At 67.5% G+C, this 24,888-nt stretch carries 24 protein-coding genes; 21 read left to right on the top strand and 3 right to left on the bottom strand.

Going from position 1 to position 24,888, the window contains the following annotated elements; genetic code table 11:
• The first annotated feature begins 29 nt into the window (after positions 1 to 29).
• The 6 genes from MUN85_RS10905 to MUN85_RS10880 all read left to right on the top strand — a co-directional run bounded on the left by MUN85_RS10905 (position 30) and on the right by MUN85_RS10880 (position 4,205).
• On the top strand, positions 30 to 1,037 hold the full coding sequence (locus MUN85_RS10905; RefSeq protein WP_250506718.1) for a hypothetical protein: 1,008 nt from the start codon (positions 30 to 32) through the stop codon (positions 1,035 to 1,037).
• Positions 1,034 to 2,143: a TadA family conjugal transfer-associated ATPase gene (locus MUN85_RS10900; protein WP_250506717.1), complete on the top strand. Its 1,110-nt coding sequence runs from the start codon at positions 1,034 to 1,036 to the stop codon at positions 2,141 to 2,143. Before MUN85_RS10905 ends, MUN85_RS10900 begins: the two co-directional genes overlap by 4 nt.
• Positions 2,140 to 3,150 carry a type II secretion system F family protein gene (locus tag MUN85_RS10895; RefSeq protein WP_250506716.1) on the top strand — a complete coding sequence of 337 codons (1,011 nt, stop codon included), beginning with the start codon at positions 2,140 to 2,142 and terminating at the stop codon, positions 3,148 to 3,150. Before MUN85_RS10900 ends, MUN85_RS10895 begins: the two co-directional genes overlap by 4 nt.
• 121 nt (positions 3,151 to 3,271) lie before the next feature.
• Positions 3,272 to 3,505 carry a DUF4244 domain-containing protein gene (locus tag MUN85_RS10890; RefSeq protein WP_250506715.1) on the top strand — a complete coding sequence of 78 codons (234 nt, stop codon included), beginning with the start codon at positions 3,272 to 3,274 and terminating at the stop codon, positions 3,503 to 3,505.
• The gene (locus MUN85_RS10885; protein ID WP_250506714.1) at positions 3,502 to 3,870 is read left to right on the top strand and encodes a TadE family protein; all 369 of its coding nucleotides are present in this window, start codon (positions 3,502 to 3,504) and stop codon (positions 3,868 to 3,870) included. The genes MUN85_RS10890 and MUN85_RS10885 overlap by 4 nt, the downstream gene beginning before the upstream one ends.
• Positions 3,867 to 4,205, top strand: a complete 339-nt coding sequence (locus MUN85_RS10880) for an Rv3654c family TadE-like protein (protein WP_250506713.1) — start codon at positions 3,867 to 3,869, stop codon at positions 4,203 to 4,205. Before MUN85_RS10885 ends, MUN85_RS10880 begins: the two co-directional genes overlap by 4 nt.
• On the opposite strand, the gene MUN85_RS10875 is transcribed toward MUN85_RS10880, so the two are convergent.
• Entirely contained in the window at positions 4,162 to 6,504 is a 2,343-nt protein-coding gene (locus MUN85_RS10875; RefSeq protein WP_250506712.1) for a DEAD/DEAH box helicase, read from the bottom strand. The two genes, MUN85_RS10880 and MUN85_RS10875, sit on opposite strands and share 44 nt — an antisense overlap.
• Before the next feature lie 33 nt (positions 6,505 to 6,537).
• Here MUN85_RS10875 and MUN85_RS10870 point away from each other — a divergent pair, with 33 nt between their 5' ends.
• Positions 6,538 to 7,515 carry a phosphatase PAP2 family protein gene (locus MUN85_RS10870; RefSeq protein WP_250506711.1) on the top strand — a complete coding sequence of 326 codons (978 nt, stop codon included), beginning with the start codon at positions 6,538 to 6,540 and terminating at the stop codon, positions 7,513 to 7,515.
• A gap of 4 nt (positions 7,516 to 7,519) precedes the next feature.
• Here MUN85_RS10870 and MUN85_RS10865 read toward each other — a convergent pair whose 3' ends face one another.
• Positions 7,520 to 8,170 (bottom strand): class I SAM-dependent methyltransferase, encoded by a 651-nt coding sequence (locus tag MUN85_RS10865; RefSeq protein ID WP_250506710.1) that lies wholly within the window; start codon positions 8,168 to 8,170, stop codon positions 7,520 to 7,522.
• Between the two features lie 193 nt (positions 8,171 to 8,363).
• Between MUN85_RS10865 and MUN85_RS10860 the strand changes: the two genes are divergently transcribed.
• From MUN85_RS10860 to MUN85_RS10810, 11 genes are all read left to right on the top strand, one after another.
• Positions 8,364 to 10,223, top strand: coding sequence for a ribonucleoside triphosphate reductase (locus tag MUN85_RS10860; RefSeq protein ID WP_250506709.1), 1,860 nt, complete (start codon positions 8,364 to 8,366; stop codon positions 10,221 to 10,223).
• 2 nt (positions 10,224 to 10,225) lie between these two features.
• Positions 10,226 to 10,975, top strand: coding sequence for an anaerobic ribonucleoside-triphosphate reductase activating protein (locus MUN85_RS10855; protein WP_250506708.1), 750 nt, complete (start codon positions 10,226 to 10,228; stop codon positions 10,973 to 10,975).
• 103 nt (positions 10,976 to 11,078) lie between these two features.
• Positions 11,079 to 12,329, top strand: a complete 1,251-nt coding sequence (locus MUN85_RS10850) for a variant leucine-rich repeat-containing protein (RefSeq protein WP_250506707.1) — start codon at positions 11,079 to 11,081, stop codon at positions 12,327 to 12,329.
• A 9-nt stretch (positions 12,330 to 12,338) separates the two neighbouring features.
• Entirely contained in the window at positions 12,339 to 13,151 is an 813-nt protein-coding gene (locus tag MUN85_RS10845) for an N-acetylmuramoyl-L-alanine amidase (protein WP_250506706.1), read from the top strand.
• A gap of 111 nt (positions 13,152 to 13,262) precedes the next feature.
• Positions 13,263 to 13,751, top strand: coding sequence for a cytochrome c nitrite reductase small subunit (gene nrfH, locus MUN85_RS10840; protein WP_250506705.1), 489 nt, complete (start codon positions 13,263 to 13,265; stop codon positions 13,749 to 13,751).
• Positions 13,752 to 13,762: 11 nt separating this feature from the next.
• A complete protein-coding gene (locus MUN85_RS10835; protein ID WP_250506704.1) occupies positions 13,763 to 15,247 on the top strand; it encodes an ammonia-forming cytochrome c nitrite reductase subunit c552 in 1,485 nt (494 codons plus the stop codon).
• Positions 15,237 to 16,124: a tetratricopeptide repeat protein gene (locus MUN85_RS10830; protein WP_250506703.1), complete on the top strand. Its 888-nt coding sequence runs from the start codon at positions 15,237 to 15,239 to the stop codon at positions 16,122 to 16,124. Before MUN85_RS10835 ends, MUN85_RS10830 begins: the two co-directional genes overlap by 11 nt.
• Positions 16,111 to 17,544 (top strand): cytochrome c biogenesis protein ResB, encoded by a 1,434-nt coding sequence (gene resB / locus MUN85_RS10825; RefSeq protein WP_250506702.1) that lies wholly within the window; start codon positions 16,111 to 16,113, stop codon positions 17,542 to 17,544. Before MUN85_RS10830 ends, resB begins: the two co-directional genes overlap by 14 nt.
• Positions 17,537 to 18,478, top strand: a complete 942-nt coding sequence (gene ccsB, locus MUN85_RS10820) for a c-type cytochrome biogenesis protein CcsB (protein WP_250506701.1) — start codon at positions 17,537 to 17,539, stop codon at positions 18,476 to 18,478. Before resB ends, ccsB begins: the two co-directional genes overlap by 8 nt.
• Positions 18,471 to 19,088, top strand: coding sequence for a TlpA family protein disulfide reductase (locus MUN85_RS10815; RefSeq protein WP_250506700.1), 618 nt, complete (start codon positions 18,471 to 18,473; stop codon positions 19,086 to 19,088). Before ccsB ends, MUN85_RS10815 begins: the two co-directional genes overlap by 8 nt.
• A gap of 62 nt (positions 19,089 to 19,150) precedes the next feature.
• On the top strand, positions 19,151 to 19,693 hold the full coding sequence (locus tag MUN85_RS10810) for a DinB family protein (RefSeq protein ID WP_250506699.1): 543 nt from the start codon (positions 19,151 to 19,153) through the stop codon (positions 19,691 to 19,693).
• A gap of 60 nt (positions 19,694 to 19,753) precedes the next feature.
• Here the strand turns inward: MUN85_RS10810 and MUN85_RS10800 are convergent, their stop codons facing one another.
• On the bottom strand, positions 19,754 to 21,787 hold the full coding sequence (locus MUN85_RS10800) for a 5'-nucleotidase C-terminal domain-containing protein (RefSeq protein WP_284501128.1): 2,034 nt from the start codon (positions 21,785 to 21,787) through the stop codon (positions 19,754 to 19,756).
• Between the two features lie 92 nt (positions 21,788 to 21,879).
• On the opposite strand from MUN85_RS10800, the gene MUN85_RS10795 reads away from it, so the two are divergent.
• The 3 genes from MUN85_RS10795 (at position 21,880) to MUN85_RS10785 (ending at position 24,847) form a co-directional block, all read left to right on the top strand.
• Positions 21,880 to 22,047, top strand: coding sequence for a sulfurtransferase TusA family protein (locus tag MUN85_RS10795; protein ID WP_250506698.1), 168 nt, complete (start codon positions 21,880 to 21,882; stop codon positions 22,045 to 22,047).
• Positions 22,048 to 22,073: 26 nt separating this feature from the next.
• The gene (locus tag MUN85_RS10790; protein ID WP_250506697.1) at positions 22,074 to 23,678 is read left to right on the top strand and encodes a DUF7059 domain-containing protein; all 1,605 of its coding nucleotides are present in this window, start codon (positions 22,074 to 22,076) and stop codon (positions 23,676 to 23,678) included.
• 68 nt (positions 23,679 to 23,746) lie between these two features.
• Positions 23,747 to 24,847, top strand: a complete 1,101-nt coding sequence (locus MUN85_RS10785; protein WP_250506696.1) for a ferredoxin reductase — start codon at positions 23,747 to 23,749, stop codon at positions 24,845 to 24,847.
• Positions 24,848 to 24,888: the final 41 nt, after the last annotated feature.

Below are 24,888 nucleotides of genomic sequence, written 5' to 3'. Positions count from 1 at the left end.
CCATCGTGCCGTGGCGCACCGTTGAGGCCATGAACACTTCTGCCGCACCGACCGCCCGCACCGTCGTGATTCAAGTGGCCGACGACGAGCTCCGCACCGCGGTACGTGATCTCGCGGAACTCGCGGGCGCGCTGATCCCGCCCCGGCCGTGGGATACGGACCTAGCCGATCCGAACTGCGTCCTCGTCCTCGGCGAGCCCATCAACCGGGCGACCCTTGAGGAGCTCGATGCCGCGAGCGCCGAACGCACGGTCATCGTCGCGGCCGAGCCGGCCGCGCAGCCGCCACCGGTCGGGCGCCGCTACGTCCTGCCCGATGATGCCGCCGCGCTGCTGCAGCGCTTCGGTAAACTCGCCGCCGCGGCCCCCGTCGTGCGCGTTGCAGGGCTGCATGGCGCGGCGGGCGCGACCCGTCTGGCGGCGTGCTTTGCGCGGCTCGCCGCCCAGGACGGGTTGCGCGTCATCTACGTCGATACCGATCCGCGCGCTGGGGCGGGCGCACTGCTCGAGCTGGAAACCGGCGAGACCTATGCCGCGATCGCCGCCGATGCCGCCTCCTGGGCCGACGTCGGCGATGGTCACGCCCTGCTGCCGCTGCGCCTGGCGCGGGCGCTCCCGAGCTATCAGGGCATCGGGGTCCTGACCGGGGTCGCGCCGGAAGCCGCAACGTGCTGGGCCGTTGCCCAAGTGCTGCGGCACGCGTGCGACCTCGTGGTGATCGACGGCTGCCTGCCGCTGGGCGCGCTGGCCGGCACCGTCGCGGACCTAGACGTCGTCATCGGGGTGCCGGGGGCGGAAAGCGTGCGTACCTTCCAACTGCTCGCGCCCGATCCGGCCCGAATCCTCGTTCTTCGCACTCCGGGCGTTCGCTCCGCCGACGAGGTGATCGCGGCGTGCGCGCCGCTGCGTGCGGAGAGCTTTCGCACCGAGCGCCACGTGGCGGAGGCGATGGAGCACGGCATCGGGCCGGGCGATTCGCCGCGGGGAGCCGCCATGCAGGTCGCGCGCCGACTATGGCGGCAGGCGAGCGGCACATGAGCTGGCAGAGCCGGGCGAGCGCGCTGGCCCGCGGTTCGAGCCGGGCCGATGCACTGGCCGATGCGCCCGTGCGCGCCAGGGAACTCGCGCGCAGCCACCGCGACGCGACCGCCCGCGAGGCCGGGCTCACTGGCGAGCTGCTCGATCTCCTCACCGACGCGGCCGTCACCGACGTCCTCATCAACCCCGACGGCAGCGTCGTCATCGAGCGCGCCGGCGAGCTGCAACCGCTCACGATGCGGATCGAGGACACGCGGGCGCTAGCCGTCCGCCTCGCCGCGAGCGCAGGCCGTCGCCTGGACGACGCGGCCCCGATCGTCGACGGCACCATCATCGGCAACGTCCGGTTGCACGCGATCCTCTCCCCGCTCGTCAGCGGCGGGGCCGCGATCAGCCTGCGAACCGCCCGCCACCACGCCTTCAGCCTGACCGAGCTTGCCGCGCGCGGCGCCCTGCACCCGCGGATCGAACAGGGGGTGCGCGCGCTCCTGAGCCGCGGCGCAAACGTCGTGATCTCCGGGGCGACGGGCACCGGCAAGACGACGCTGCTCTCGGCCCTCCTCGCCTCCCTGCCCGCCCGCGAGCGACTGCTCATCATCGAGGAATCGCACGAGCTTCGCCCGCCCCACCCGCACGTTGTTGCGCTGCAGTCGCGCACCGCGAACACCGAGGGGCGCGGTGCCGTCACCCTCTCGGAGCTCGTGCGTGCGGCCCTGCGGATGCGCCCGGACCGGCTCGTCCTCGGGGAGGCTCGCGGCGCCGAGATCCGCGACGTGCTCGCGGCACTAAACACGGGTCACGCCGGCTGCTGGTTCACGCTGCACGCGAACTCCGCCGCCGACGTGCCGGCCCGCCTGCTGGCCCTCGGCGCGCTAGCCGGGATGTCCGAGGCGGCGCTCGCGGCGCAGGCGGCGGCCGCGCTCGATGCGATCGTCCACCTCCGGCGCGACGGACCGCGCCGCTACGTTGCCGAGCTAAGCGTTCTGCAGCGCCGCGGCAGCGACCTCATCGTCGTGCCCGCGCTGCACGTGAGCGCCGCTGGTGAGCTCACCGAGGGACCGGGGCTTGCGGGGCTGCGCGGCGAGGCGGCAAGGACGCAGCCGTGACCGGCGCGTTCGTGGCGATCTTCGCCGCCTGCGCGTGGGGGCTGGCCCACGTCCCGATCGGTGCGAGCGGGACGCGCCGGCTGCGCTCGCGGGCGCCCGCGCGAGCGCGCATCGACGTCGGTACCCTCGCCCTGGACTTTTCCGAGCGACTGCGCGCCGGCGCGCCACTTGAAACGGCCTGGCAACACGTCGCCCGCACCCACCAGCTCGCCGAACGCTTCGATCCGGAGTTGGGCCCGCCCCGGCTCGCCGAGCTCGGACCGGGCGGCGTCACCCTCGCGGCCGCCATCCGCCTCGCGCTGCGCACCGGAGCGCCCCTGACCGATGTGCTGCAGGCGTGCGCGAGCGCCGTCGCCGGCGCCGACGATGCCGCCGCCGCCCGCACCATCGCGCTCGCCGGCCCGCGTTCCTCGGCCCGCATCCTGTCCGCCCTGCCCCTCGTAGGGCTCGCCGGGGCCGCGCTCCTCGGCGTTGATGTCATCGCCCGGCTGACCGACGGCGGCATCGGCACCCTGTCCGCGCTCGTGGGCTGCACGGCCTGGCTGGCTGGCCGCGCCTGGACGAGCCGGCTCATCGCCGCCGCTGCCCGCGCGCCCGCACGCTCGGACCACGTCACGTGCGAGCTCGCCGCGGCCGCGCTCAGTGCCGGCGCCCCCATCCCCACCGTGCTCGAAGTCTTATCGGAGGTGGAAGACGCGCCCCACCTCGCGCACGCCTCGCGCGCCCTGCTCCTTGGCGTCAGTTGGGAGGAAGCCTGGGGTGAGCACGCCGACGGGCCCCTCGCCCAGAGCCTCACGGTTGCCTGGACCTCCGGAGCGAGCCCCGTCGCGCTACTGCGCCGCCGCGCCGAACGGCTGCGGGCAGCGCTCGACGCCGAGGCGCGTTCGGCCGCCTCCCGTCTCGCGGCGCGTCTCGTGCTGCCGCTCGGCATCTGTTTCCTGCCGGCCTTCGCATTCCTCGCCCTGATCCCCGCCATCATGTCGATCTTCTCCACGATCACCTTCTAGCCGGCCGTCGCCGTCCACAGCCCCACCCGGTCCGTCCTGCTCACCTGGGCATCCACACGGCTGGCATAAGGCCCGTCCGGCCCAGCACACACTGGGCCTACCTCCAACCGAAAGGACCGACATGTTCCCGATCCACCGCACCTACACCGCGCTCGTCACCGGCGTGACGCGCCTCGCGGCTCGAGTTCACGCCCATCAACTCATCCGCAGCGAACGAGGCTCGGCCACTGCCGAGTACGCCATCGCGGCGCTCGCGGCCGCTGCCTTCGCCGCGCTCCTCATCGCCGTGGTCAGCTCCCCGGAAATTCGCAAACTCCTCACCGGCATCATCTCCAAGGCGCTGAACACGAAATGAGCCCTCGCCGCAGCGCGCGCACCACCGGCGAACGTGGCTCGGCGACGGTCGAAATGGCCCTTGTCCTTCCCGTCATCGTCATGATGCTGGCAGCCCTGCTCGTGACCGCGCTCGCGGGCGTCCAGCAGCTCAGCGTCACGGAAGGTGCGCGCGCTGCGGCCCGAGCCCTCGCGATCGGCCACAGCCCCGAACAAGCGCGAACCATCGCCCAACGCGTCTGCCAATGCGCCGCGGACATTACTGTCAGCGAGGGCGCCTGGGTTCAGGTCCACGTCCGATCGACCTCCCGGTCGCTGAGCTGGCTACCGGGCCTGAGGGTAAGCGCGAGCGTGACCCTGCCGGCAGAGCCGGGCGGCAGCCCATGAAGCGCCGGCACGATGAATCCGGCGGTATTTCGGTGATTGCCGCCGCACTCATGGGGCTGGCCACACTTCTCATTCTTGCGATCGCGGCGAGCGCGACCATCCGCGCCCACCGCAGTTACGCGCAGGCGGTCGCCGATCTCGCTGCGCTCAGTGCCGGCCCTGACCTGTCGCGCGGCTGCCTGCGCGCCGGTGAGATCGCCGCGCGCAACGGGGTGCAGCTTGCCGAGTGTGAGCGCCTCAGGTTAGATCTGCGGGTCCGCGTCACTGTTCCCGTCCTTGGCATAGGCGAGGTCAGTGCGCGGGCTCGGGCCGCGCCGATATTTGCGCCGCCATGATGTCAAGGACGGCGATCGCCCCAGGCTTGGATAGCGGCTCGTTTCCGCTGCCGCACTTCGGAGAGACGATGCACCGCGGGCAGCCAGCCTCGCAGGGGCAGTCAGCGACCGCGTCGCGAGTGCGCGCCACCCACGCCGCTCGGTGCTCGAACCCGGCGGCCGCGAAGCCCGCGCCGCCGCGAGCCCCGTCATAGACAAAGATCGTTGGCTCCAAACTCTCGCCGTGCAGCGCGAACGAGACGCCGCCGATATCCCAGCGATCGCAGTGCGCGATCAGAGGCAGCAGCGAAATCAGGGCATGCTCCGCGGCGTGAAGCGCGCCCGGGATGTCCCCGGGAGCAAGGCCGGCCGCCTCAAGCGAACCGGCGGGCACATGCCACTGCCAGGCAACGGTCTGCAGATGACGTTGCGGGAGCTCGAGGCGCTGGGATGAAATGATCTCGCCGGTCTTCGCGCGACGGCGATCAAAACCCGTGACCTGCGTCGCCACATCGACGTGAGCGAGCGCCACCGTGCCAGCAGAATCGATGACATCGAGGACCTCGACGCTGGTTTCGCTGCGTGCCACCGTCCGCAGTTCCTGGGGCTGAATCGGCTCGGCGACTGCGGCCTGTCCGTCATAGTCCCGAACGAGGAACTGTTGCCCCTGGTGCAGGTAGATCGCTCCCTCATGCACGCTCGAATCCGCCGAACCGGCGCTCACCGTCCCAAGGAGACGGCCGGTTTCGCTTTCCACGACTGCCACGTCCCTGGCGCCGGAGCCTCGCAGGTCCGTCAGGTCATGGGCACGCCGCTCGAGCAGCGTGTTGTACATCCAGCCGGCGGGCCGCGACTTCAGCAATTCCCGGGCGAGGAGTTCCTCGATGAGTGGCGGCGTCACGGACTCGGTGGCGGGCCCGAGCCCAAAGAGCGGGAAGTCGGCTGGGGTGAGCGGAAACTCGGCTGCGGCAGCCAACAGGTGGGGGACGAGGACGTGGGGATTGGCGACGTTGATCACCGTGGGCTCCACACCGGCGGCGAAAATCTCTTCGGGGTGTTCCACGAGATAGGAGTCCAGGGCATCATCGCGTGCCGCGAAGATCGCGACCCCATCGCTTCCTGCTCGTCCCGCGCGGCCCGCCTGCTGCAACAGAGATGCGCGCGAGCTGGGCCAGCCCGAGGTGATGACGGCGTCCAACCCGGAGATATCGATCCCGAGTTCCAGCGCACTCGTTGCCGTGAGTCCAACGAGCCCGCCGCTACGCAATTCAGCCTCGAGTTGGCGGCGTTCTTCGGGAAGATAACCGCCACGGTAGGAGGCGACTCGCTTCGCATCCGCTGCCGCGACCAGTTCCCGAACGTGGGCGGCCATGGCTTCAGCGCCATAGCGCGACCGCACAAACATCAGGGTTCGGTGGTGGCGGGTGACGAGGTCCGCGAGCAGCGGGGCGGCATCGGAGCTGCCGTCGTCATCGGGCCGCACCAGGATATGGTCGCGGGCACCGGTGGGGGAGCCGTCCTCGGTGATGGTCTGTGCGCGTCCACCAGACTCGCCAAGCATCGCCGCAGCCAGACCGTGCGGATCGGCCGCGGTCGCGGACAAAAACACGACGACCGGATCGGCGCCGTAGGCACGGGCCGCGCGGATGAGTCGGCGCAACACGAGGGCGACGTGGGCGCCAAAGAGGCCCCGATAGGCGTGGGCTTCGTCCAGCACGATGAGGTGGAGGCCGCGTAGCAGCCGGGCCCAGCGCGCATGCGAGGCGAGGAGGGAATAGTGCACGAAGTCTGGGTTGGTGGCAATGACATCTGCGCGTGCGCGCGCCGCCTTTTTCTCTTCGCCGGTGGAATCGCCATCGCACGTGGTCACGACTGCGGGGAGGTTTCCGGCCGCGATGATGCCGCGCGCGGCCGCCACCTGATCAGCGCCGAGCGCCTTTGTCGGAGCGAGATAGACCATGGTTGGGCGGACCATCCGTCGCGCGATGGAACCCGCGGCTCCGGTGGCAATCGCCTCCTCGTGACGGGCCAGCAAGGAGAACATCTCGGCCCACACGGGAAGGGACTTGCCGGACCCGGTCCCGGTAGCAATGACCGTCGACTCGCCGTGGTCGAGAGCGTGCAGGGCTTCGGCCTGGTGTCGCCACGGCCGGGTCACGCCGATACGTTCGTATGCCGCCACGACATCGGGATGAACCGCCTGTGGCCACGGCGCGAATTGGGCCGACCGCGCCGGGGTGCGGTGCACGTGGGCGATCCGGTCCTCGCCGACGATACGCCGCACCGACGCGACGATGTCATGATTCGGCCCGGCACCCATAGGGCTATTGTGCCGGTCCCTTACAATGTTCGCGTGCCCGAGCCGATTCCGCCGATTCACCGCCGCCCCGCGCACCCGCGCCCTGCGCGACCGGCCCGCTCGCACGTGCAAGCCACCTCCCGGGAGATCAGCGGGACCCTGCGGCCGCGCCGCGCCCACACCAGGCGGATGGCCGGCCTGATCGTCTGCGTGGTGGCCGTCCTCGGATTGTGGCTCGGCGCGGTGATGACGAGGCTCGGCCAAGCTGTCGATACCCTCGCCATGCTGCGCCTGCGGGAGCTTTCGAGCATCGATCCGATCGATATCTCCTTCACCCACACCGTCATCTCCTATGGCGGCCTCGCCGCGATCGTGATCGCCGTCGCACTGATCGCGATCGTGCGCAAGCGATGGCAGCTCGCGATCCGAGCGGTCATTGTGCTGGCGGGCGCGAACCTCACCACGCAGCTGCTCAAGACCTACCTGTTGCCGCGCCCGGACCTTGGCATCAACTGGGCGACGCCACCCTCCCTACCGTCCGGTCACACGACGGTCGCGGCAGCGACGGCGGTCGCCCTCATCATGGTGGTGCCGGTCGCGTGGCGCACAGTCTCGGTCCTCATCGGCACCGGCTGGACTCTCTTCATTGGTTTTACGACGCTCGTCAACGGCTGGCACCGGCCCTCCGATGTCGTGGCCGCGATCCTCGTGGCCGCGGCGTGGGGTTTCGCGCTCGCACCCAACGAGGTAGGCCCAATTGCGGCGGCGCGACTGCGCCTCGTGATCTTGCGGATCGCGATGGCTGCCGCCGTGATCGGAGGGGTGGGGATCACGGCCGTTGCGATCCGGGTCGCGAGCGCCGGATTCCTTGACGCCGAGCGCCTATCGGGCCGGGTCCTGACAACTGCTGCCGGGCACGGCCTAACCGGGGCGATCGCGGCCGCGAGCGCGGCGCTGATCTTAACTGGCGTGTGTGCCCTCGCATTCCGCCAAATCGACCTCATCCGTACCGAGGCCGGCGGCGCGGGATAGCGCGTTAGGCGCGGGCGAGGATATCGACGAGGAAATCCGAGGCGGCGCCGAAGGGCTCGAACTGCCAGGTGGAGAACCTCGACTGGCTCACCCATCCCGATGACGCAAGGTCGCCCTCGTAGCGCGCGAGCGAATAGCCGCGACGCAGCCCAAACCCGATCACCATGCGCCCACCGGGAGCTAGGGAGTTACCAATGTGGGTGAGGAAATCGGCCGGTGATTCACCATCGAGGAAGGTGATGACATTGCCCGCGCACACGATGAGATCGGCTTTCGGGACATCCATCGGGACGGGCTCACAGATATTGGCTTCGATGAAGCGCACCTGACCGGGGGAAATGTCCTCGGTCTCTACTGCCGGGTCGAGCCCCACGCCGGCATCGGCGGCGACGGTGGTGCCTTCGGCAATGAACTCGGGATCGATGTCGAGACCAATGACCCGGTGTCCGCGCTTGGCGAGCTCGATGGCTACCCGGCCCGGCCCGCATCCCGCATCGATAATGAGCGCCCCACGCGCGACGAGGGCATCGGCCGCGCGGGCCTCGCCGTGCAGATCGAACCCGCGGGCCGCGAGTTGTTTGAACCGATCGATATAGCGCGCGGAATGCTCGGGATTGGCACTCGTAATCCGCTGCCAGCGGGTCTGGTCTGTCATGTCTCCCATTGTGCCTCACGTGGGACCAACGTCCCGACTCACTTCAGAGTTGAGGAAGAAAAACCACAACATGCGGTGGTTTGTGCGTGTCGCTGACACAATATGTAGTGGTGGGTCCTAACGTCGGTAAGGCGCGCTTGACGATGAGCGGCACCACGAAGCACGAGTAAAAACCGAGATTGGGGAGTCCAACATGACCACCTCCGCCACCCGCCACGAGACCATTTCCGCACAGCCGTCAACGAGGACGGCGCCCGTCAAGGTTGACGCGGTGGCAACGATCGAGGAGTACCTCGATCGCTCGGATTGGCGGGTGAACGCCAACGCCAATCAGGGCTACTCGCTCGGCGGCATGATGCTCAACACCTCGGGCAAGATGATCGCCAACTACTGGCTCTCGCGGGTCTACCGTCCCGAGGCCGGTGCCGCGCACCGCGAAGGCGATCTGCACATCCACGATCTCGACATGTTCGCCGGCTACTGCGCAGGGTGGTCACTGCGCACGCTGCTGGAGCAGGGGTTCAACGGTGTGCCGGGTGCGATCGCGGCCCGTCCCCCCAAGCACTTTTCCTCCGCCATTGGCCAGATCGTCAACTTCCTGGGCACGCTACAAAACGAGTGGGCTGGCGCTCAGGCCTTCTCTTCCTTCGATACCTACATGGCGCCCTTCGTCCGGCTGGACAACATGACCTACGACCAGGTCGAGCAGTGCATGCAGGAACTCATCTACAACCTCAACGTGCCCTCCCGCTGGGGCACCCAAACGCCCTTCACCAACCTCACCTTCGACTGGACCTGCCCCAAGGACATCGCCGACGAAGCTCCCCTCATCGGCGAGGAAGTATGCGACTTCACCTACGGTGAGCTCCAAGAAGAAATGGACATGATCAACCGCGCCTACATGGCGGTCATGACCGACGGCGACGCGGAAGGCCGGGTCTTCACCTTCCCAATCCCCACCTACAACATCACCGAGGACTTCGACTGGGACAGCGAAAACGCCACCTTGCTGTTCGAAATGACCGCGAAGTACGGCCTGCCCTACTTCCAAAACTTCCTCAACTCCGAGCTCGATCCGGGCATGATCCGCTCCATGTGCTGCCGCCTGCAGCTCGACCTGCGCGAACTGCTCAAGCGCGGCAATGGCCTGTTCGGCTCGGCCGAGCAGACCGGCTCCCTCGGGGTCGTCACGATCAACTGCGCGCGGCTGGGCTACCTGCACGCCAAGGACAAGGATGGCCTGTTCACGCGCCTCGATGAGCTGCTCGAGATCGCCCGCGACACACTGGAGAAAAAGCGCGTCGTCATCCAGCATCACATCGACTCCGGGCTCTTCCCCTTCACCAAGCGCTACCTCGGAACCCTCGAAAACCATTTCTCGACGATCGGTGTCAACGGCATCAACGAAATGATCCGCAACTTCACCCTCGATGAGCACGACATCACCGACGAGACCGGGCACGCGCTCGCGGTCGAACTCCTCGACCACGTCCGTGACGCGATGGTGCGTTTCCAGGAAGAAACCGGCCACCTGTACAACCTGGAGGCCACGCCCGCCGAGGGCACGACCTACCGCTTCGCCAAGGAAGACCGCAAGCGCTACCCCGGCATCATCCAGGCAGGCACCGACGCCAACCCCTACTACACCAACTCCTCCCAGCTGCCCGTCGGCTACACCGATGACGCCTTCCAGGCCCTCGCCGAGCAAGAAGAGCTGCAGGGCAAGTACACGGGCGGCACCGTGCTGCACCTGTACCTGCCGGAAAAGGTGTCCTCGGCCGAAGCCTGCAAGACGCTCGTGCACCGCGCGCTTGCCAACTTCCGCCTGCCCTACATCACCATCACCCCGACATTCTCGATCTGCCCGACCCACGGCTACCTCGCGGGCGAGCACTTCACCTGCACCCGCTGCGAAGAGGAGTTCGACGAGACCCAGGCCTGCGAGGTCTGGACCCGCGTCATGGGCTACTTCCGTCCCGTCTCCTCTTTCAACATCGGCAAGAAGGGCGAGTACGCAGAGCGCGTGATGTTCGACGAGCCGGCGCTGGTCTAGCAATGCCCACGACGACCGCCCGGCCAGCTGCCCACGACCTGCCGATCGCGGGACTTGTTCCGCTGTCGACGGTCGACTGGCCGGGCCGGCTCGTCGCCACCGTCTTCGTTCAGGGCTGCCCGTGGCGCTGCACCTACTGCCACAACACCGACCTGCTCGACTGCGCGAGGCCCGGTGTCGTCGGTTTCTCCGACGTCACCGCCCTGCTGGCAAAGCGGCGCGGCCTGCTCGACGGCGTCGTCTTCACCGGGGGAGAGGCAACCCGTCACCCTGCCCTGCCCGCCGCCGTGACGGCGGTACGCGAGGCCGGATTCGAGGTCGGGTTGCACACGGGCGGCGCCTATCCGCGTCGCCTCGCCGAGATTCGGGAGCAGCTGACATGGGTCGGATTCGATGTGAAGGGCCTGCCCGAGGACTACCCGAGTGTCGTCGGTGTGGGGGAGAGCCTCGGCGAACGGGCCTGGCAGGCGCTCGGCGAGCTGCTTGCTGGCGCCGCGCCACCCGAGGTCGAGGCGCGCCTGACCGTCTACCCCGGATCCCATTCACCGGAAAGCATCCGCGAGTGCGCGCGCCGCGCCCTCGCGCTCGGAGCCGGGACCTTTGCGCTACAAGAGGCGCGCACCGCCGACGGGGCACGGCCGCTGCGCCTACCGGTTTCCAGGGGCGCGGAAATTCTCGAGTTTGCCGAGCTTGCCGAGCTCGTGCGGGAGGTCGCCGGAGAGCGCGCAATCATCCGAAGCGCCAAGGATTGATTCTTCATTTCGGCGATTCGGGTGCCATTCGTTGGTATATCGTGACGCCGACGGGCAGAATCCTTCATAGACTTCACGGACGTTACACGCGGAAGGATCCTCCATGGCGCCCCACACGTTCGACCCGAACGCCGAGCACTCCGGTGACGACGCCCTCGTGCGCAACCCGGATGCCACCCCCGCTGACCTGCACCGGCTCGCCGCCGAGCGCCCGGACCTGCGCCCCCTCATTGCGAACCACCCGAACGTTTATCCCGAACTACGGGACTGGCTCGCAAGCGTGAGCGAACCCGAGCCCGCCGAAGACAGCGAACCGGCTGAGCAGCCGCAGCCGAACGACCGCAACGCCGAACTCGTCCACGATCCCGAGGCAAGCGCGTCCGATCTGCATCGCATCGCGGGCGAACGCCCCGATCTGCGGGCCGCGATCGCCGCCCACCCGAATGCCTATCCTGACCTGCTGACCTGGCTCGGCACGTGGAATGACCCGGAGATTAACGAGGCGCTCGCGGCCCGCGAGGATGTCGCAGCGCCGGAGGAGAGCCCAAAGGACGATGACCGCACCGCGGTCCTCGGCTCGGGCGCAGCCATCCTGCCGGCCACCGACGCCGCTACCGCCGAGCCGCCCACGCAGCGCATCGCGCCGCAGCGCTTCGAACCCGCCCTGCAGCAGGCCCCGCGCTACGACGCGCCCGTCGCTGCCGCGCCCGCAGCCCACTACACCCCAAGCGAGCCGCAGCGCTCCGGCTCGGTCGCCTCCTCGGTCGTCCTCGGCGCGCTCATCGGCCTCGTCGTCATCCTCCTCGCCGTCGTCCTCATGCTTTGGCGGCCCTGGGAGTCAAACGATCCGGTCGTCGCTCCGACGACATCGGCCCCGACGCCGAGCGCAGCCGAATCCGCATCGCCAACGGAAACCGCGTCGCCCACGGAATCCCCGACGCCGAGCGAGAGCCCCACCGAAACCGAAACCCCCGCGATGCCCTACCTGCCGGAGGGCGCGGCCCCGGTCACGCACTTCACGGCGCCCTCAGGCAATATCGCCTGCCGCTCCGATGGCGACCAGGCCTTCACCTGCACGATCTACGAGCACAACATCACCGATGCCGACGGGCAGGGCCTGAACTGCGAGGGCCCCCTGACGATCCACTGGCCGTACGCCTCCGAGCCGGATTACTCGTGCGAAGCCACCGTCGCGAAGGGCGGCACGACGCTGCAGTACGGCACCTCGGCCCTGCTCGGCCAGGGCATCGCGTGCACCTCGGAACAAGCTGGCATGTCGTGCTGGGATAGCGAATCGGGCCTCGGCGTGCAGCTCGCGCGCCGCGGCATCAGCTCCGTCAATAAGGCCGGATAGGCGCGCGTGGTGGGGGCTGCGCGGGCTCGCGCGGGCGTCGCCCTCGGTGTGGCGCTGCTATGCTGCACCGCCGCCTGCACCTCCTCGGTCGCGCCCTCGCCGCCGCCCGTCACCGCCGCGCCCACCCCGGTCGCGAGCGCATCGCCCAGCCCGGCAAGCACGTCCGCGCTCTCCTTCACGCTCGCCCTGGATCCCGGTCACAACGGCGGCAACGCCACCCACGTCCGCGAGATCAACGCCCCCGTGCCCGATGGACGCGGCGGCACCAAAGCGTGCAACACCGTCGGCACCGCGACGGCCTCCGGCTACCCCGAGCACGCCTTCAACTTCGACGTCGCCACGCGCATGATCCCCACCCTTGAGCGCGCCGGCATCACGGTCATCACCTCCCGCGACAGCGACGACGGCGTCGGCCCGTGCGTCGATGAACGCGGCACCTTTGCCGCCGGCGCCGACGCGCTCGTCTCGCTGCACGCTAACGGCTCGGCAACAACGACGCCGCATGGTTTCTTCCTCATCGTCACGCCCGAGGGCGCGGCCGCCTCGTCGCCCACGTCGCAGCTCGCTGCCGAGGTCATCGCCCAGCTGCGGCAGGCCGGCTTCGAGGAGAATTCGGGCGTGGCCGGCGCGCTGCAACAGCGCACCGATATCGCCGGCCTCAATCACGCCGCGGCCGCCTCCCCGCAGCTGCCTGCGGTCCTTATCGAGCTCGGCGAGATGCGCAATCCCGACGACGCCGCGGTCATGGAGTCGCCGGCGGGCCGCCAGCGCTACGCCGACGCCCTGGCCGCAGCAATCATTTCCTACGCATCTAGGCCTTAGGGCCCACGGGTATTTACACCTGTGTCCATAAAATATGGAGCAGAGGGTCGTATGCCAACGGTGGCGACGGCACTCAAACGGAGCTGACACCCAGGGAGGAGCGCAGTAGCGGTGGGTAAGCTACGAAGCTTCATCACTCAGCAGATGCTGACGCCCGGGTTCATCATGCGGGCCCTTGCCGTCTTCGTCATCGGATCCCTGTTCGGCGTTGGCCTGTTCACCTTCGTCTACGCCCGCGGCTATTCCTACCTCGGCAATGACCCGACGACCTGCATCAACTGCCACGTCATGCAGGATCAATACGACGGCTGGAAGGCCGGCCCGCACGCGAACGTTGCCACGTGCAACGACTGCCACGCCCCGCACGACAACATCGTCCACAAGTACATCGTCAAGGGCGAAAACGGCTTTTGGCACGGCCTGAAATTCACCACCGGGTGGTACCCGGAAAACATTCGTATCCGCGAGACGAACCGGCAGGTCACCAACGACGCCTGCCTGTACTGCCACGCGGAAGTCACCAGTGACATGCACCTGACCATCGACGACGGCGCCACGCTGAGCTGCGTGCGCTGTCACGACGACGTCGGACACCAGTAGGGAAGAGACTCATGAGCGACGCGACCGAAGAACAGCCCCCCGAAACCGCCAAAAAGCGCGGCCGCCGCCAGTGGATCTGGATGGGCGCCATCGCTGTCACGGCGCTCGTCACCTTCGGCCTGACCATGCTGCTGCTCAACATTTTGGAGCGCAAGACCGAGGCCCACGCCCCCTACACGCCCGTCGTCCAGCTCGATGAGACGACGGTTGATCCCGCGATCTGGGGCCGGAACTTCCCGATCCAATACGAGCAGTATTTAAAGACCGAGGAATTCACGCCCTCCAAGTACGGCGGCGCCTCGCTCGAGCCGCACACGCCGACGGCCGATGATCCGCGCACCGAGGTGCCGGAGTCCAAGATCGAGCAGGACCCGCGCCTGAAGGACATGTGGGCGGGCTATGCCTTTGCCACCGACTACCGCCACGCGCGCGGCCACATGCACATGCTCAATGACCAGCGCTACACGCTGCGTGTCACCCAGTTCGATCAGCCCGGCACCTGCCTGAACTGTCACGCCTCGACGGTTCCCGTCATGCAAGAGCTCGGCGATGGCGACATCCGCAAGGGCTTTGACGTCATGAACAAGATGACCTACGAGGAAGCTACCAAGCTCGCGGACCATCCGGTGACGTGCATCGACTGCCACGATCCGGAAACCATGAAGCTCACGATCACCCGCCCCGCCTTCATGGATGGCATCAAGGCGCTGAAGGCCTCCGAGGGCATCGAAAACTATGACGTGAACAAGGACGCGACGGCCCTGGAGATGCGCACCTACGTCTGCGCCCAGTGCCACGTCGAGTACTACTTCAAGGGCGAGGATAAGACGCTGACCTTCCCGTGGGCCAAGGGCATCGACATCGATGACATTTGGGACTACTACCAGGAAGACGGCCACATCGACTGGACCCACAAGACTACGGGCGCCAAGATGCTCAAGGCTCAGCACCCCGAGTTCGACATCTGGTCCAACGGCATCCACGCCGCCAATGGCGTCAGCTGCGCTGACTGCCACATGGCCTACCAGCGCGAAGGCGCCCACAAGGTCTCCAACCACCAGATCACCAACCCCATGGTCGATGCGAACGCCTCGTGCGGCACCTGCCACAAGGCCGACTCCGATGAGATGAAGCGCCGCGTGGAGGTCATCCAAGATCGCTTCGTGCACACCCGTGACGTCGCCTTCGACGCCCTTGTGGCACTGATCCGCGATATCGAAAAGGGCATTGCCGACGGCGTCGACGAAGCCCAGATCGACCTGGCTCGCGAATACCAAAACAAGTCGAGCTTCTACATCGACTACGTCTACTCCGAAAACTCCTACGGCTTCCACGCCCCGGATTACACGCAGCGCATCCTGTCCGACGCGCTCGACGCAGCACGCAAGGGCCAGCTCGCCCTGCGTGGCGCCAGCGCCGAAGAACTCGCTGCCTCCGACATCACGGAAGCGAACAAGGAGTGGTTCGGAGAAGAAAGCGCGGCTCATGAGCAGTAGGGCAGAGCGCCGTCCCGGCGAACCGGACAAAGAGCTCCAATCGATAAATCCGGACACCGCCGAGCGGATCCTCTCCTTCCTGCAGACCGCACCCGAAGAGATCGCCGAGTGGGCGAGCGCCCAAGAGGCCGCCGTCCGGCGCGCGAGCGCTACCCGTGAGACCGTCGCTGAAGTGGCGCCTCGCGAGCAGCATCCAGACGACATCCTGCTGGCCGAGCTCGGCGAAGAAGACGACGACATCGTCACGAGCCGGCCCAAGGCTCGGGGCCGAAAGAACCGCCCAACTCTCAGCCAGGACGCGACGGGCGATGCCACGACCGCCGCGGTCGCAAGTGCGAGCACCGCGGCACGCGCCACGCGCGCGGCGAGCGGCCCGACGAACCCGAAGTACCTGAAAAAGCGCACCTCCTCCGGCGGAAAAATCGCGCTCGCGCTGATCTTCGCATTCTCGGTGGTCTTCGCCATCTACCTCGCGGGCAAGCCCACCCCCGAGGCCACCCAGCCAGCGAACCACCCGACGATGGGCGAGCAGCAGCAGGCACCCTCGGCCGCCGAGCGCGCCGAGCGGATCGCGCAGTTGCAAAGCCAGATCGAGGCGGATCCGAGCGATACCAAGGCCCGCCTGGAGCTCGGCGTCCTGCAGTTCAACCAGCGCGAGACCGCCAAGGCCGAAGAGCAGTGGACCGCCGTCATCGAGGCGGATCCGAGCGAGGTCCAGGCCTGGTACAACCTCGGCTTCCTCTACCTGTCCAAGGATCCGGCCGAGGAGGACAAGGCCCGCGAGGCCTGGGGCAAGGTCGTGGAACTGGCGCCCGATTCCGATCTCGCCCGCACCGCCCAGATGCACCTAGGAGGGCTGAACGATGGCAAGGAGTGATCTCGCGCCAGCACCGAGCCCCACCCACGACGACGTTCCGGTCACCGAGTTCTTCGTCCGCATCTACCGCTTCTTCTATTCCAAGACGGTCGGCCTGCTGCTCATCCTCGCGATGGCTGTGGTGACCCTGCTCGGCACGATCATCACCCAGGCCCCCGGATCGACTCTCGCGACCGCCGAGGGGGCGGAGCACTTCCTTACCGAGATGCGGCCCCGCTACGGCGGCTGGACCTCGATCCTCTACCACCTCGGCTTCTTCAACATCTACACCTCGTGGCTGTTCCTCATCATCACGGCGCTGCTCGCGATCTCGATCATCGCGTGCACCGTGCACCGGATTCCGCAGCTGTGGCAGCGCGCTACCCGGCCGCGCACCCACGTCTCGGGAGCGTTCTTCACCCACGCTCGCTACCGTGCAGAGCTCCCGGCAGAAGGCGATGCCGCTAGCGTTCTTGCAGCGCTCGACGAAGCGGCCGCGGCCAAGGGCCTGCGCGTCGTCGCCGATGAGAAAGACCCGCACGCCCGCTATCTCGACAAGAATCGGTGGGGTCCGTTTGGAACCGTCGCGGCGCACGCCTCCTTCGTCATCATCCTGGCGGCGTTCGCGATCTCCTCGCTGGCAGGTATCGACGAACAGCTGACCGTGCCGGTGGGATCATCTGTTCCCGTCGGCCACGACTCCGGACTCACGCTCGCCGCGGAGTCCTTTACCGAGTCCTTCTACGACGATGGCAGCCCCTCCGATTACGTCTCGCACCTGCGCGTCCTTGACGGCGATGCGGTCGTCGCCGAGCAAGATGTGCGCGTCAATAGCCCCCTGAAGTACGGCGGATTCTCCTTCCACCAAGCCTTCTATGGCATCGCGGCGGACCTTCGCATCGTCGATGAAGACGGCAGCGAAATCTACGCCGGCTCCGTCCCGCTGCGCTTTACCTCCGAAGACAAGATGAACTCGATTGGCCGGATCGATCTGCCCGAGGCTGGCATCGATGTCATCGTCGTCACGCCCGCCTCCGGCCGCGCCGATTCCCCCATTCCGGCCGGCACCGCTGTCATCGAGATGTATCCCACCGGCCAAACCCAGCCGCTTGACGTCAAGCCCGTGACCCAGGGCCAAGAGGCAGCCGTCGCGGGCAAGACGGTGACCTTTGAGCGCGAGCGCCAGTACACCGGGATCAACCTGCGGCAGGATCCGGGCACGTGGTGGATGTGGATCGGCTCGATCCTGCTCGTGGGCGGCTCGCTCATGACCTTTGGGATGCGCCACCGGCGGATCTGGGCGCGCGTGATCGAGGGCGAGGATGGCCCGAGCGTGCAGTTCGCCTCCGCTGAAAAGACTGACTCCGGCTTCGGCCGATTCTTTACCGACACCGTTACCGCCGTCAACGAGCGGCTCTTAGAAAGGCCGACCGATGCTTGAAATCGCTGAATACCTCCTCATGGCGGCGCTCGCGTTCACGACCCTTGCGCTCGTGAGTTTCGCCGTCGTGTTGACTTCCAAGCGCCGCGCCGCGGCACCTGCCAGCGAGCGGGAACCCGCCGTCGTGGGCGCTGCCACCGGCGGGCGTGTCGCGACGATTGCGACGCCCGAGGGCGTTCGCGAACTCCGTGAGACGGTGCCCGAGGAGGGTGGGCCCGCCCCCGCGCATGGATTAGCGTGGTATGCCAATGCGTTCTTGATCGGCGCACTCATCTTGCTGACGGCTTACCTCGGGATCCGGATGTCGATCACCGGGCACGGCCCGTTTGCCAACCAGCACGAGTTCGCGGTCTCCTTCACGTGGGGCATCCTGCTCGCCTACGTCGTGTTTGCGCTGCGCTACAAACTGCGCGCGTTGGCCCTCGTCGTGCTGCCCGTGACGGCAGCGCTGCTCGTCTACGCGCTATCTCTCGATACCGGCATCAAGCCGCTCATTCCGGCCCTGCAGAACAACCTGCTGCTGACGCTGCACGTCGGGTTTGCGATCCTGTCCTACGGTGCAGCGTGTGTGTCCTTCGGGGCGGCGGTGCTCTACCTGCTGCGTGGCCGCATCACCTTGCGCGGGCTGCCGAGCGAGGAGACGCTTGATGAGATCGGTTACAAGGCCGCCGTCGTGACCTACCCGCTGCTCACCATCATGATCGTGCTCGGCGCGGTCTGGGCGAATACCGCGTGGGGCAGGTACTGGGGCTGGGACCCCAAGGAGACGGCCGCCTTCGTCACGTGGCTGATCTACGGGGCCTACCTGCATGCCCGCGTCGTGCGGGACTGGCGGGGACGCAAGGCCGCCTGGCTGTTGATCATCGGCTTCATCTCGGTTCTCTTCGCCTACTTCGGCAATCACTTCTTTGGTGGCCTGCACTCCTATGCATAAGCGATTCGTTCCTATTGCCGTCGTCGCGGTCATCGCCGTCGTCCTCGTGCTAGCGGCATCGGCGCTGAAGGGCGGCTTCATGTCGACCTCGGCCGATGCCAACACTCCCGACCGCGCCAACGCCGCCAATCCCGCGAGCTTCGCAACCTCCGGGCAAGTGTCGGAAGGCCAGGGCGCTCGGCCCGAGGTCGGCGAGCAGGCGCCGGAGTTTTCCGCCACCGACTGGGAGGGCAATGAGGTCGCCCTCGCTGACTACAAGGGCGCGCCCACGTGGCTGGTCTTTAACGCCTCGTGGTGTGCGGCCTGCCGTGCCGAGGCGCCCGATGTGCAGGCCGTGCACGAAAAAGTTGGCTCGAATGCGAATGTCGTCGCCATCTACCTCAACGAGGATCTCGGCAAAGTCGCCACCTTCGCCGGGCGCCTCGGCTTGACCTACCCCCACATTCCGGACCCCGATGGCGCTGTTTCCGCGCGGTTCCACGTCATCGCGATCCCGCATCACGTGTTCCTCGACGCGAATGGGACGATCACCGGCATTCACGCCGGCGGCATTACCGAAGCACAAGCGCTAGCAAAGCTGTCCGAGGCGGGGTTGAGCCTGCCGGAATAATCCGTTGCGCATAACTGCGCTTGCTCGTCTCATGGCGCCAACGCCGACAGTAGGAGCTAGCCATGACCGCGCGCATCGATGACCAGGGCAGAGCCGAGCCACCCCTGGCGGGTTCGGAAGTTCAGAGCCTGACGGGATTCCTCTCCTATCTGCGCTCGACGCTCGAATGGAAGACTCGGGGGCTGTCGACAGCCGAACTCGGGCGAGCGATCGATCCCACGACGATGACGCTCGGCGGCTTGCTCACGCACCTGGCCTGGGTCGAGGACTTTTGGTTCGGCACCGTGCTTGCCAAGACGCCTCCGAGCGAGCCATGGGCCGGCATCGATTGGCAGGCCCATCACGATGGCGATTGGGAGCTTGCTGCCACGCTGGAGGCCGATGAGATGCGTGCGCTCTGGCGTCAGGCCGTCGGGCAATCCGAGGCCATCGTCGATCGCGCCTTGCAGCACGATGGAGCCCTGGCAGAAACACACCCGGCATGGGGCGGTCGGGACGATGTCTCGCTGCGCTGGATACTCCTGCACATGATCGAGGAGTATGCCCGGCACAACGGCCACGCTGACCTGTTGCGCGAAGCGATCGACGGCGAGACCGGCGAGTAACGACAAAACCGGGCGGGAACTGGATGATTTCCAGCTCCCGCCCGGTGATGTGTCAGGTGACTAGCTCAGCACGCGGCGACGGTGTGCGGCGAGCACACCGAGTCCGAGAGCAAGCAGGCCGGCGGCGCCAAGCGCGATACCGGTCGAGTCCGCACCCGTCACCGGCATCCCCGGCTTACCAGGCTGGCCAGGCTTACCCGGGGTGGTTGGCTGGCTCGTGGGCTGCTCGGTCGGGTCCTCGGTCGGCTGGTCCGTGGGCTGTTCCGTGGGCTGCTCGGTCGGCTGCTCAGTCGGCTGTTCCGTGGGCTGCTCGGTCGGGGTGACCGAGGCGGTGACGAGCTTCCAGTTGTCTTCGAAGAAGTCCTTCGGGTCGATCGTGCCGACCTTCTGAGCCCAGTCGATGATGAGCTGACGGATCTCGAGCAGATCGTTCCACACCTCGGGGGCGTCAACGGCGACCGGGTAGCCGCCACCGCCGTTTTGGCGGTAGTTGTTGACAGCGAGGATGAACTCATCGGTGTCCTTGATCGGCGTACCATCGGGCATCCGCAGGTTTTCGATGCGCTCGCCGACCGGCTTGGAGATGTTGATCTCGTAGAAGACTCCGGTCAGGGCGTCGTAGTTGTAGTCCGGGATGCCGCGGGTTGCGCCCGGGTACTGGCAGTTGGTGCCGGTCTCGGGATCGAAATCAGCGCCCTCCTCAACCTGGCAGAAGAAGCGAGCAGAGTACTCCAGGTACTCCTTCATGCCCTTGCCATCGATCTTGACCGCGGCCAGGGTGTTGTCGTAAATGTACAGACCCGCGATGTCCTTGATCGTCACGTCGCCCTTGGGGAAGACCGACTCGCGCGAGAACGGAGAGGTCTGCGCGATGACAGGTAGGTTCGCGTATTCGGTGCCCGCGAGGTTTTCCTTGACGGACTCCACCATGACGTGACCGATGAGATCGAGAATCGGGGTGTCCTCATAACGCGAGCTCTCCGTCTTCATCTCCTGGGTGGACTGCGCGACGACCGTGTTGACGTAGTCGACGGTGGCCTTGTGGGCCTTGGTGAGCTCCACGTTGCCGGTGATGCGCTCGGAATCGGCGGCCTCCGACGCGGCGTGCGTCGTCGAAGTCGTGTTGTCCCAGTCGATGGCGAAGGTGCCGTTCTCGCCTTCCACGAGCTTCAGCGTCACTTCGGCGACGGACTGCGCCCAGAACTTGGGCTGGGCGAGGAGCACGGGATCGCCGTCGGGGGCCGTGAACTTCTGGCCCTTGTTCTCCACGTGCGAGTGGCCCGCGATGACGACGTCGAGATCGTTGACGTGCGTGGCCAGCGAGCGGGCGACATTCTCGCCAAGTTCGGCGGGATTCCACGTCGCGCCATCCGGATCCTGGCCGGTGTGGGCGAGGGCCACGACGACATCAGCGCCGGCGTCCTTCATGATCGGCACGTACTTCTGGGCCGTCTCCACGATGTCCTTGAAGTCGAGCTTGCCCTCGACCAGGGCCTTATCCCAGGTGCGAACGCCCGGGGTCACGAGGCCAAGGACGCCGACCTTGACGGTCTTGCCGTCGATCTCGCGCTCGAAGATTTCATAAGGCTTTTGGGCCGGACTACCGGTCTCGACGTTGATGACGTTCGCGCCGAGCAGGGGAGCGTTCAGCTGCGAATCGTACTTGGCGAGCAGCGGCAGGCCGTAGTTGTATTCGTGGTTGCCCACCACGAGCGCGTCATAGCCGATCGTGTTGTAGGCAATGGCCATCGGGTGCTGCGAGATGTCGAGCTTTTCGGGCTGGACGGCAGCAAGGTAGGTCAGGGGAGTGCCCTGAATGGCATCCCCGTTATCGAACAGCATGACCGAATCCGGATCGGCAGCCGCGGCGCGCTTTTGCTGCACGATCGAATCCACCCGGGCGAGGCCGAGTTCCTTACCGGGGCCGTAAGGCGCGTCCCGGAAGTAGTCCCAGTTCATGACGTGCCCGTGCACGTCGGTGGTGGCGAGCAGCGTCAGGTCCACGGAGTCTCCGGGGGCTGCGCTAGCAGGAAGTATCGTCGAAGCGGTGAGGGCCGCAGCGACGAGACCACTGGCGAAGAAGCGAGATCGCATGAAGGTCCCTTCATCGTTGATGAGGTTCGCCCAGCATAGGCGAGCCGGCTTCACTGCACCAGACGTTGGTGAATATTGGGTGACATCGTGCTGTGAGCTCAACCACAGCCAGATTGACGCCTCGCGACGATCCTCATCAAACGCCGCACGTCCCAACGCCGCTGCTCAACCAGATCACCGAACTCGAAGGCGAATGGGGCTTCGAGATGGTCCAGGAGGGTCCGACCGACTGGATCGTGCGCGTCGCCCGCCAGTCCTAACGTTTCAGGGTGTCTAGGCTGAGGGCATGCCAGCACCCGATATCCGGTCCATCGGCGATGACGAGCGCGCTGACGTGGCCGCACCACCGCCGCCGAACCTTGGCGACCCCGCACTTGCGGCCGACCTGCGTGCCGACCTTGTTGGCTACACCTCCGATGCACTCGATGAGCTGCTCGGACCCGTCGCCGCTGCCGCCCTCGCTCGCGAACAGCTCATTCCCGCCCGAATCGCGCTCACCGAAAGTAGCGAGCCGCTGGCGCTGCTGGCTCGACTCTTCCTCCTCGGCGACGAACTGACCGGCGCCGAGGTCGAGCGGGCCCTGCCTGCTACGACGCCCGCGCGCGCCGAAGCCGCGCACCTCATTACCCGCAGCGCGACCGGGCGCTTTCGCGCCGCGGTCGATATCTCGCCCACCGGCATCGATCCGTCAGACGGCCCAGCCTGGATCGTCTCCGACCTGCCCGAAACCGTCCTCGGCCATGCCCTGCCGCCCTGGCACGTCCTCGGCGTTGGGGGAGCGAGCCAGACCCTGCACGCGCTGCTGCCGCAACCCCCGGCAGGTGGCAGCCTCGGCACCGTGCTCGATCTCGGCACCGGATCGGGCATTCAGGCGCTCACCCTCGCTCGCCGCGCCGAACGGGTCATCGCCACCGACCTATCCGAGCGGGCCCTCGCCTTCCTGCGCGCCAATGCGGCGCTCGCGGACATCCCCGACGGCGTCATCGAGGCTCGCGCCGGTTCGCTCTTCGAGCCGGTGGCGGGCGAGACGTTCGACCTCATCGTGTCCAACCCGCCGTTCGTCATCACGCCCGCCGCGGCCTACGACGCCGGCCTGCCGGTCATGGAATACCGCGATTCTGGCACCGGCGCGAGCGGCGATGAGCTCCTCGCGCGCCTCATCGCCGATCTCGGCACCCACCTCGCGCCCGGCGGACGCGCCATCATCCTGGCCAACTGGGAAGTGCGCGCGGACGAGGACGAGTTCGCGCGGCCCCGCGCCTGGGTGGCGGCCGCTGAATCTCGCGCGGGCGCGCCCCTGGATTCGTGGATCATTCGTCGCGAGTTTCAAGACGCCGCAGAGTATGCCGAGATGTGGCTGCGCGATGGGGGCCTGAGCGATGATTACGACGCGCTGTACCGCGCCTACCTCGCTGATTTTGCCGCGCGGGGCGTGCGCTGGATCGACTTCGGCTACCTCCTGCTCACCCGTCCGCTGAGCGGCGAGCGCGGCGTGCACGAGACCTCCGACCTCACCGGCCATGCAGCGCCCGACGGCGAGACCTTGTGGCGGCTAGCGACCGAGCGCGCCCGCCTGGAACGAACCTCCGATAGCGACCTCGCCGCGAGCCGTATTACGGCGGCGGACGATGTCACGCTCGAACATCATTTCCGCATCGGCGAATCCCAGCCCGAGGTCATCACCGCTACCCAGGGCGGCGGCCTGCACCAGGTCGTTGCCTGCCCAACCGAGATGGCGGGCCTGCTGTCTGCCGCCGATGGCAGCCTCGCCGTGGGCCAAATCGCCGCCGCCCTCGCCGCCCTGCTCGACGTAGACGGCGAGGCCATGGCTAAGGTCTGCATCGCCCACACTCGCCGGCTGGCGAGCATCGGAATGCTGAGCGTCGACTAGGTCGCGATTCGATCACGACGGGGGGCATCCCCGCGACAACCTACGGAGCCGTAAGTTACGGTGGCGTAGTGAGTATCAAGCCGACACCCGCCGCGCGCCGCAGGATGCTCTCGCGCGTGCGCTCCGGCGCGGGGCGCATCGCGGCCTCCCTCGCCACCCCGCTCGTGCCCGGCGACTACCTCGATCTCATCTCGCCCCTGCGCTCCGGCGCCGATCTGCGCGCCCGCATCATCGCCCGCCACCGCGAGACCGAGCGCACCGCCACCCTGACGCTGCGCCCCTCCGGCGCCTGGCGCGGCCACATTCCCGGCCAGTACGTGCGCATTGGCGTCGATATCGACGGCGTGCGCCGCTGGCGCGCCTACTCGATCACCTCGCCGCGGTCGGGCGACGCCGCTGATTTCACCATCACTGTCACGATGATCGATTCCGGCCTGGTCTCCGCCCACCTCGTGACCGGCGACGTCGTCGGCTCCCTCATCGCGCTCGACCAAGCCACGGGCGACTTCATCAGCCCCACGCCCGCCCCCGGCCGCGTCCTGCTGCTGACCGGCGGCTCGGGCCTCACCCCAGTCCTCGGGATGCTGCGCTCCGGCGTCTTTGCCGGCGCCGACGTCGTCCTCATCCACTCCATCCGCCGCGCCGCCGATTTCGTCGCCGGCGAGGAACTGGCCGCCTGGGCCCGCGAGCACAGCAACCGCCTCGTCGTTCGAGTGACCGACGACGACGGCCAGCTGCGCCTATCCGACCTCGATCACCTCGTGCCCGACTGGCGCGAGCGCCACACCTTCGCGTGCGGCCCCACCGCCCTGCTCGACGACTGCCAGGCCCACTGGGGCGAGTTCGAGATCGGTGATCGCCTCACCGTCGAACGCTTCCGCCCCACCCTCGCCGCCATCGGCGACGGCGGCACCGCAACGTTTTCCCGCAGTAACACCACCGTCGTCGCCGACGGCGGTAGCGCGCTGCTGGATGTCGGCGAGGACGCGGGCGTCCTCATGCCCTCCGGCTGCCGGATGGGCATCTGCTTTGGCTGCCTCGCACCCCTGAAAGAAGGCAGCGTGAAAGACCTGCGCAACGGCGAGGTCACCACCGCCGCCGACGGCGAAACCGTACCCATCCAAACCTGCATCTCTGCCGCCGCCGGCCCCTGCACGATCGAGCTGTAACCACCGAGAATCTGGAGCCCTCCCCATGACCACTCTCGCCC

Origin of the sequence: Bowdeniella massiliensis, from assembly GCF_023634005.1 — a bacterium.
Classification (GTDB): Bacteria; Actinomycetota; Actinomycetes; order Actinomycetales; family Actinomycetaceae; genus Bowdeniella; species Bowdeniella massiliensis.
This window is presented reverse-complemented; position numbering and strand designations above follow the sequence as displayed.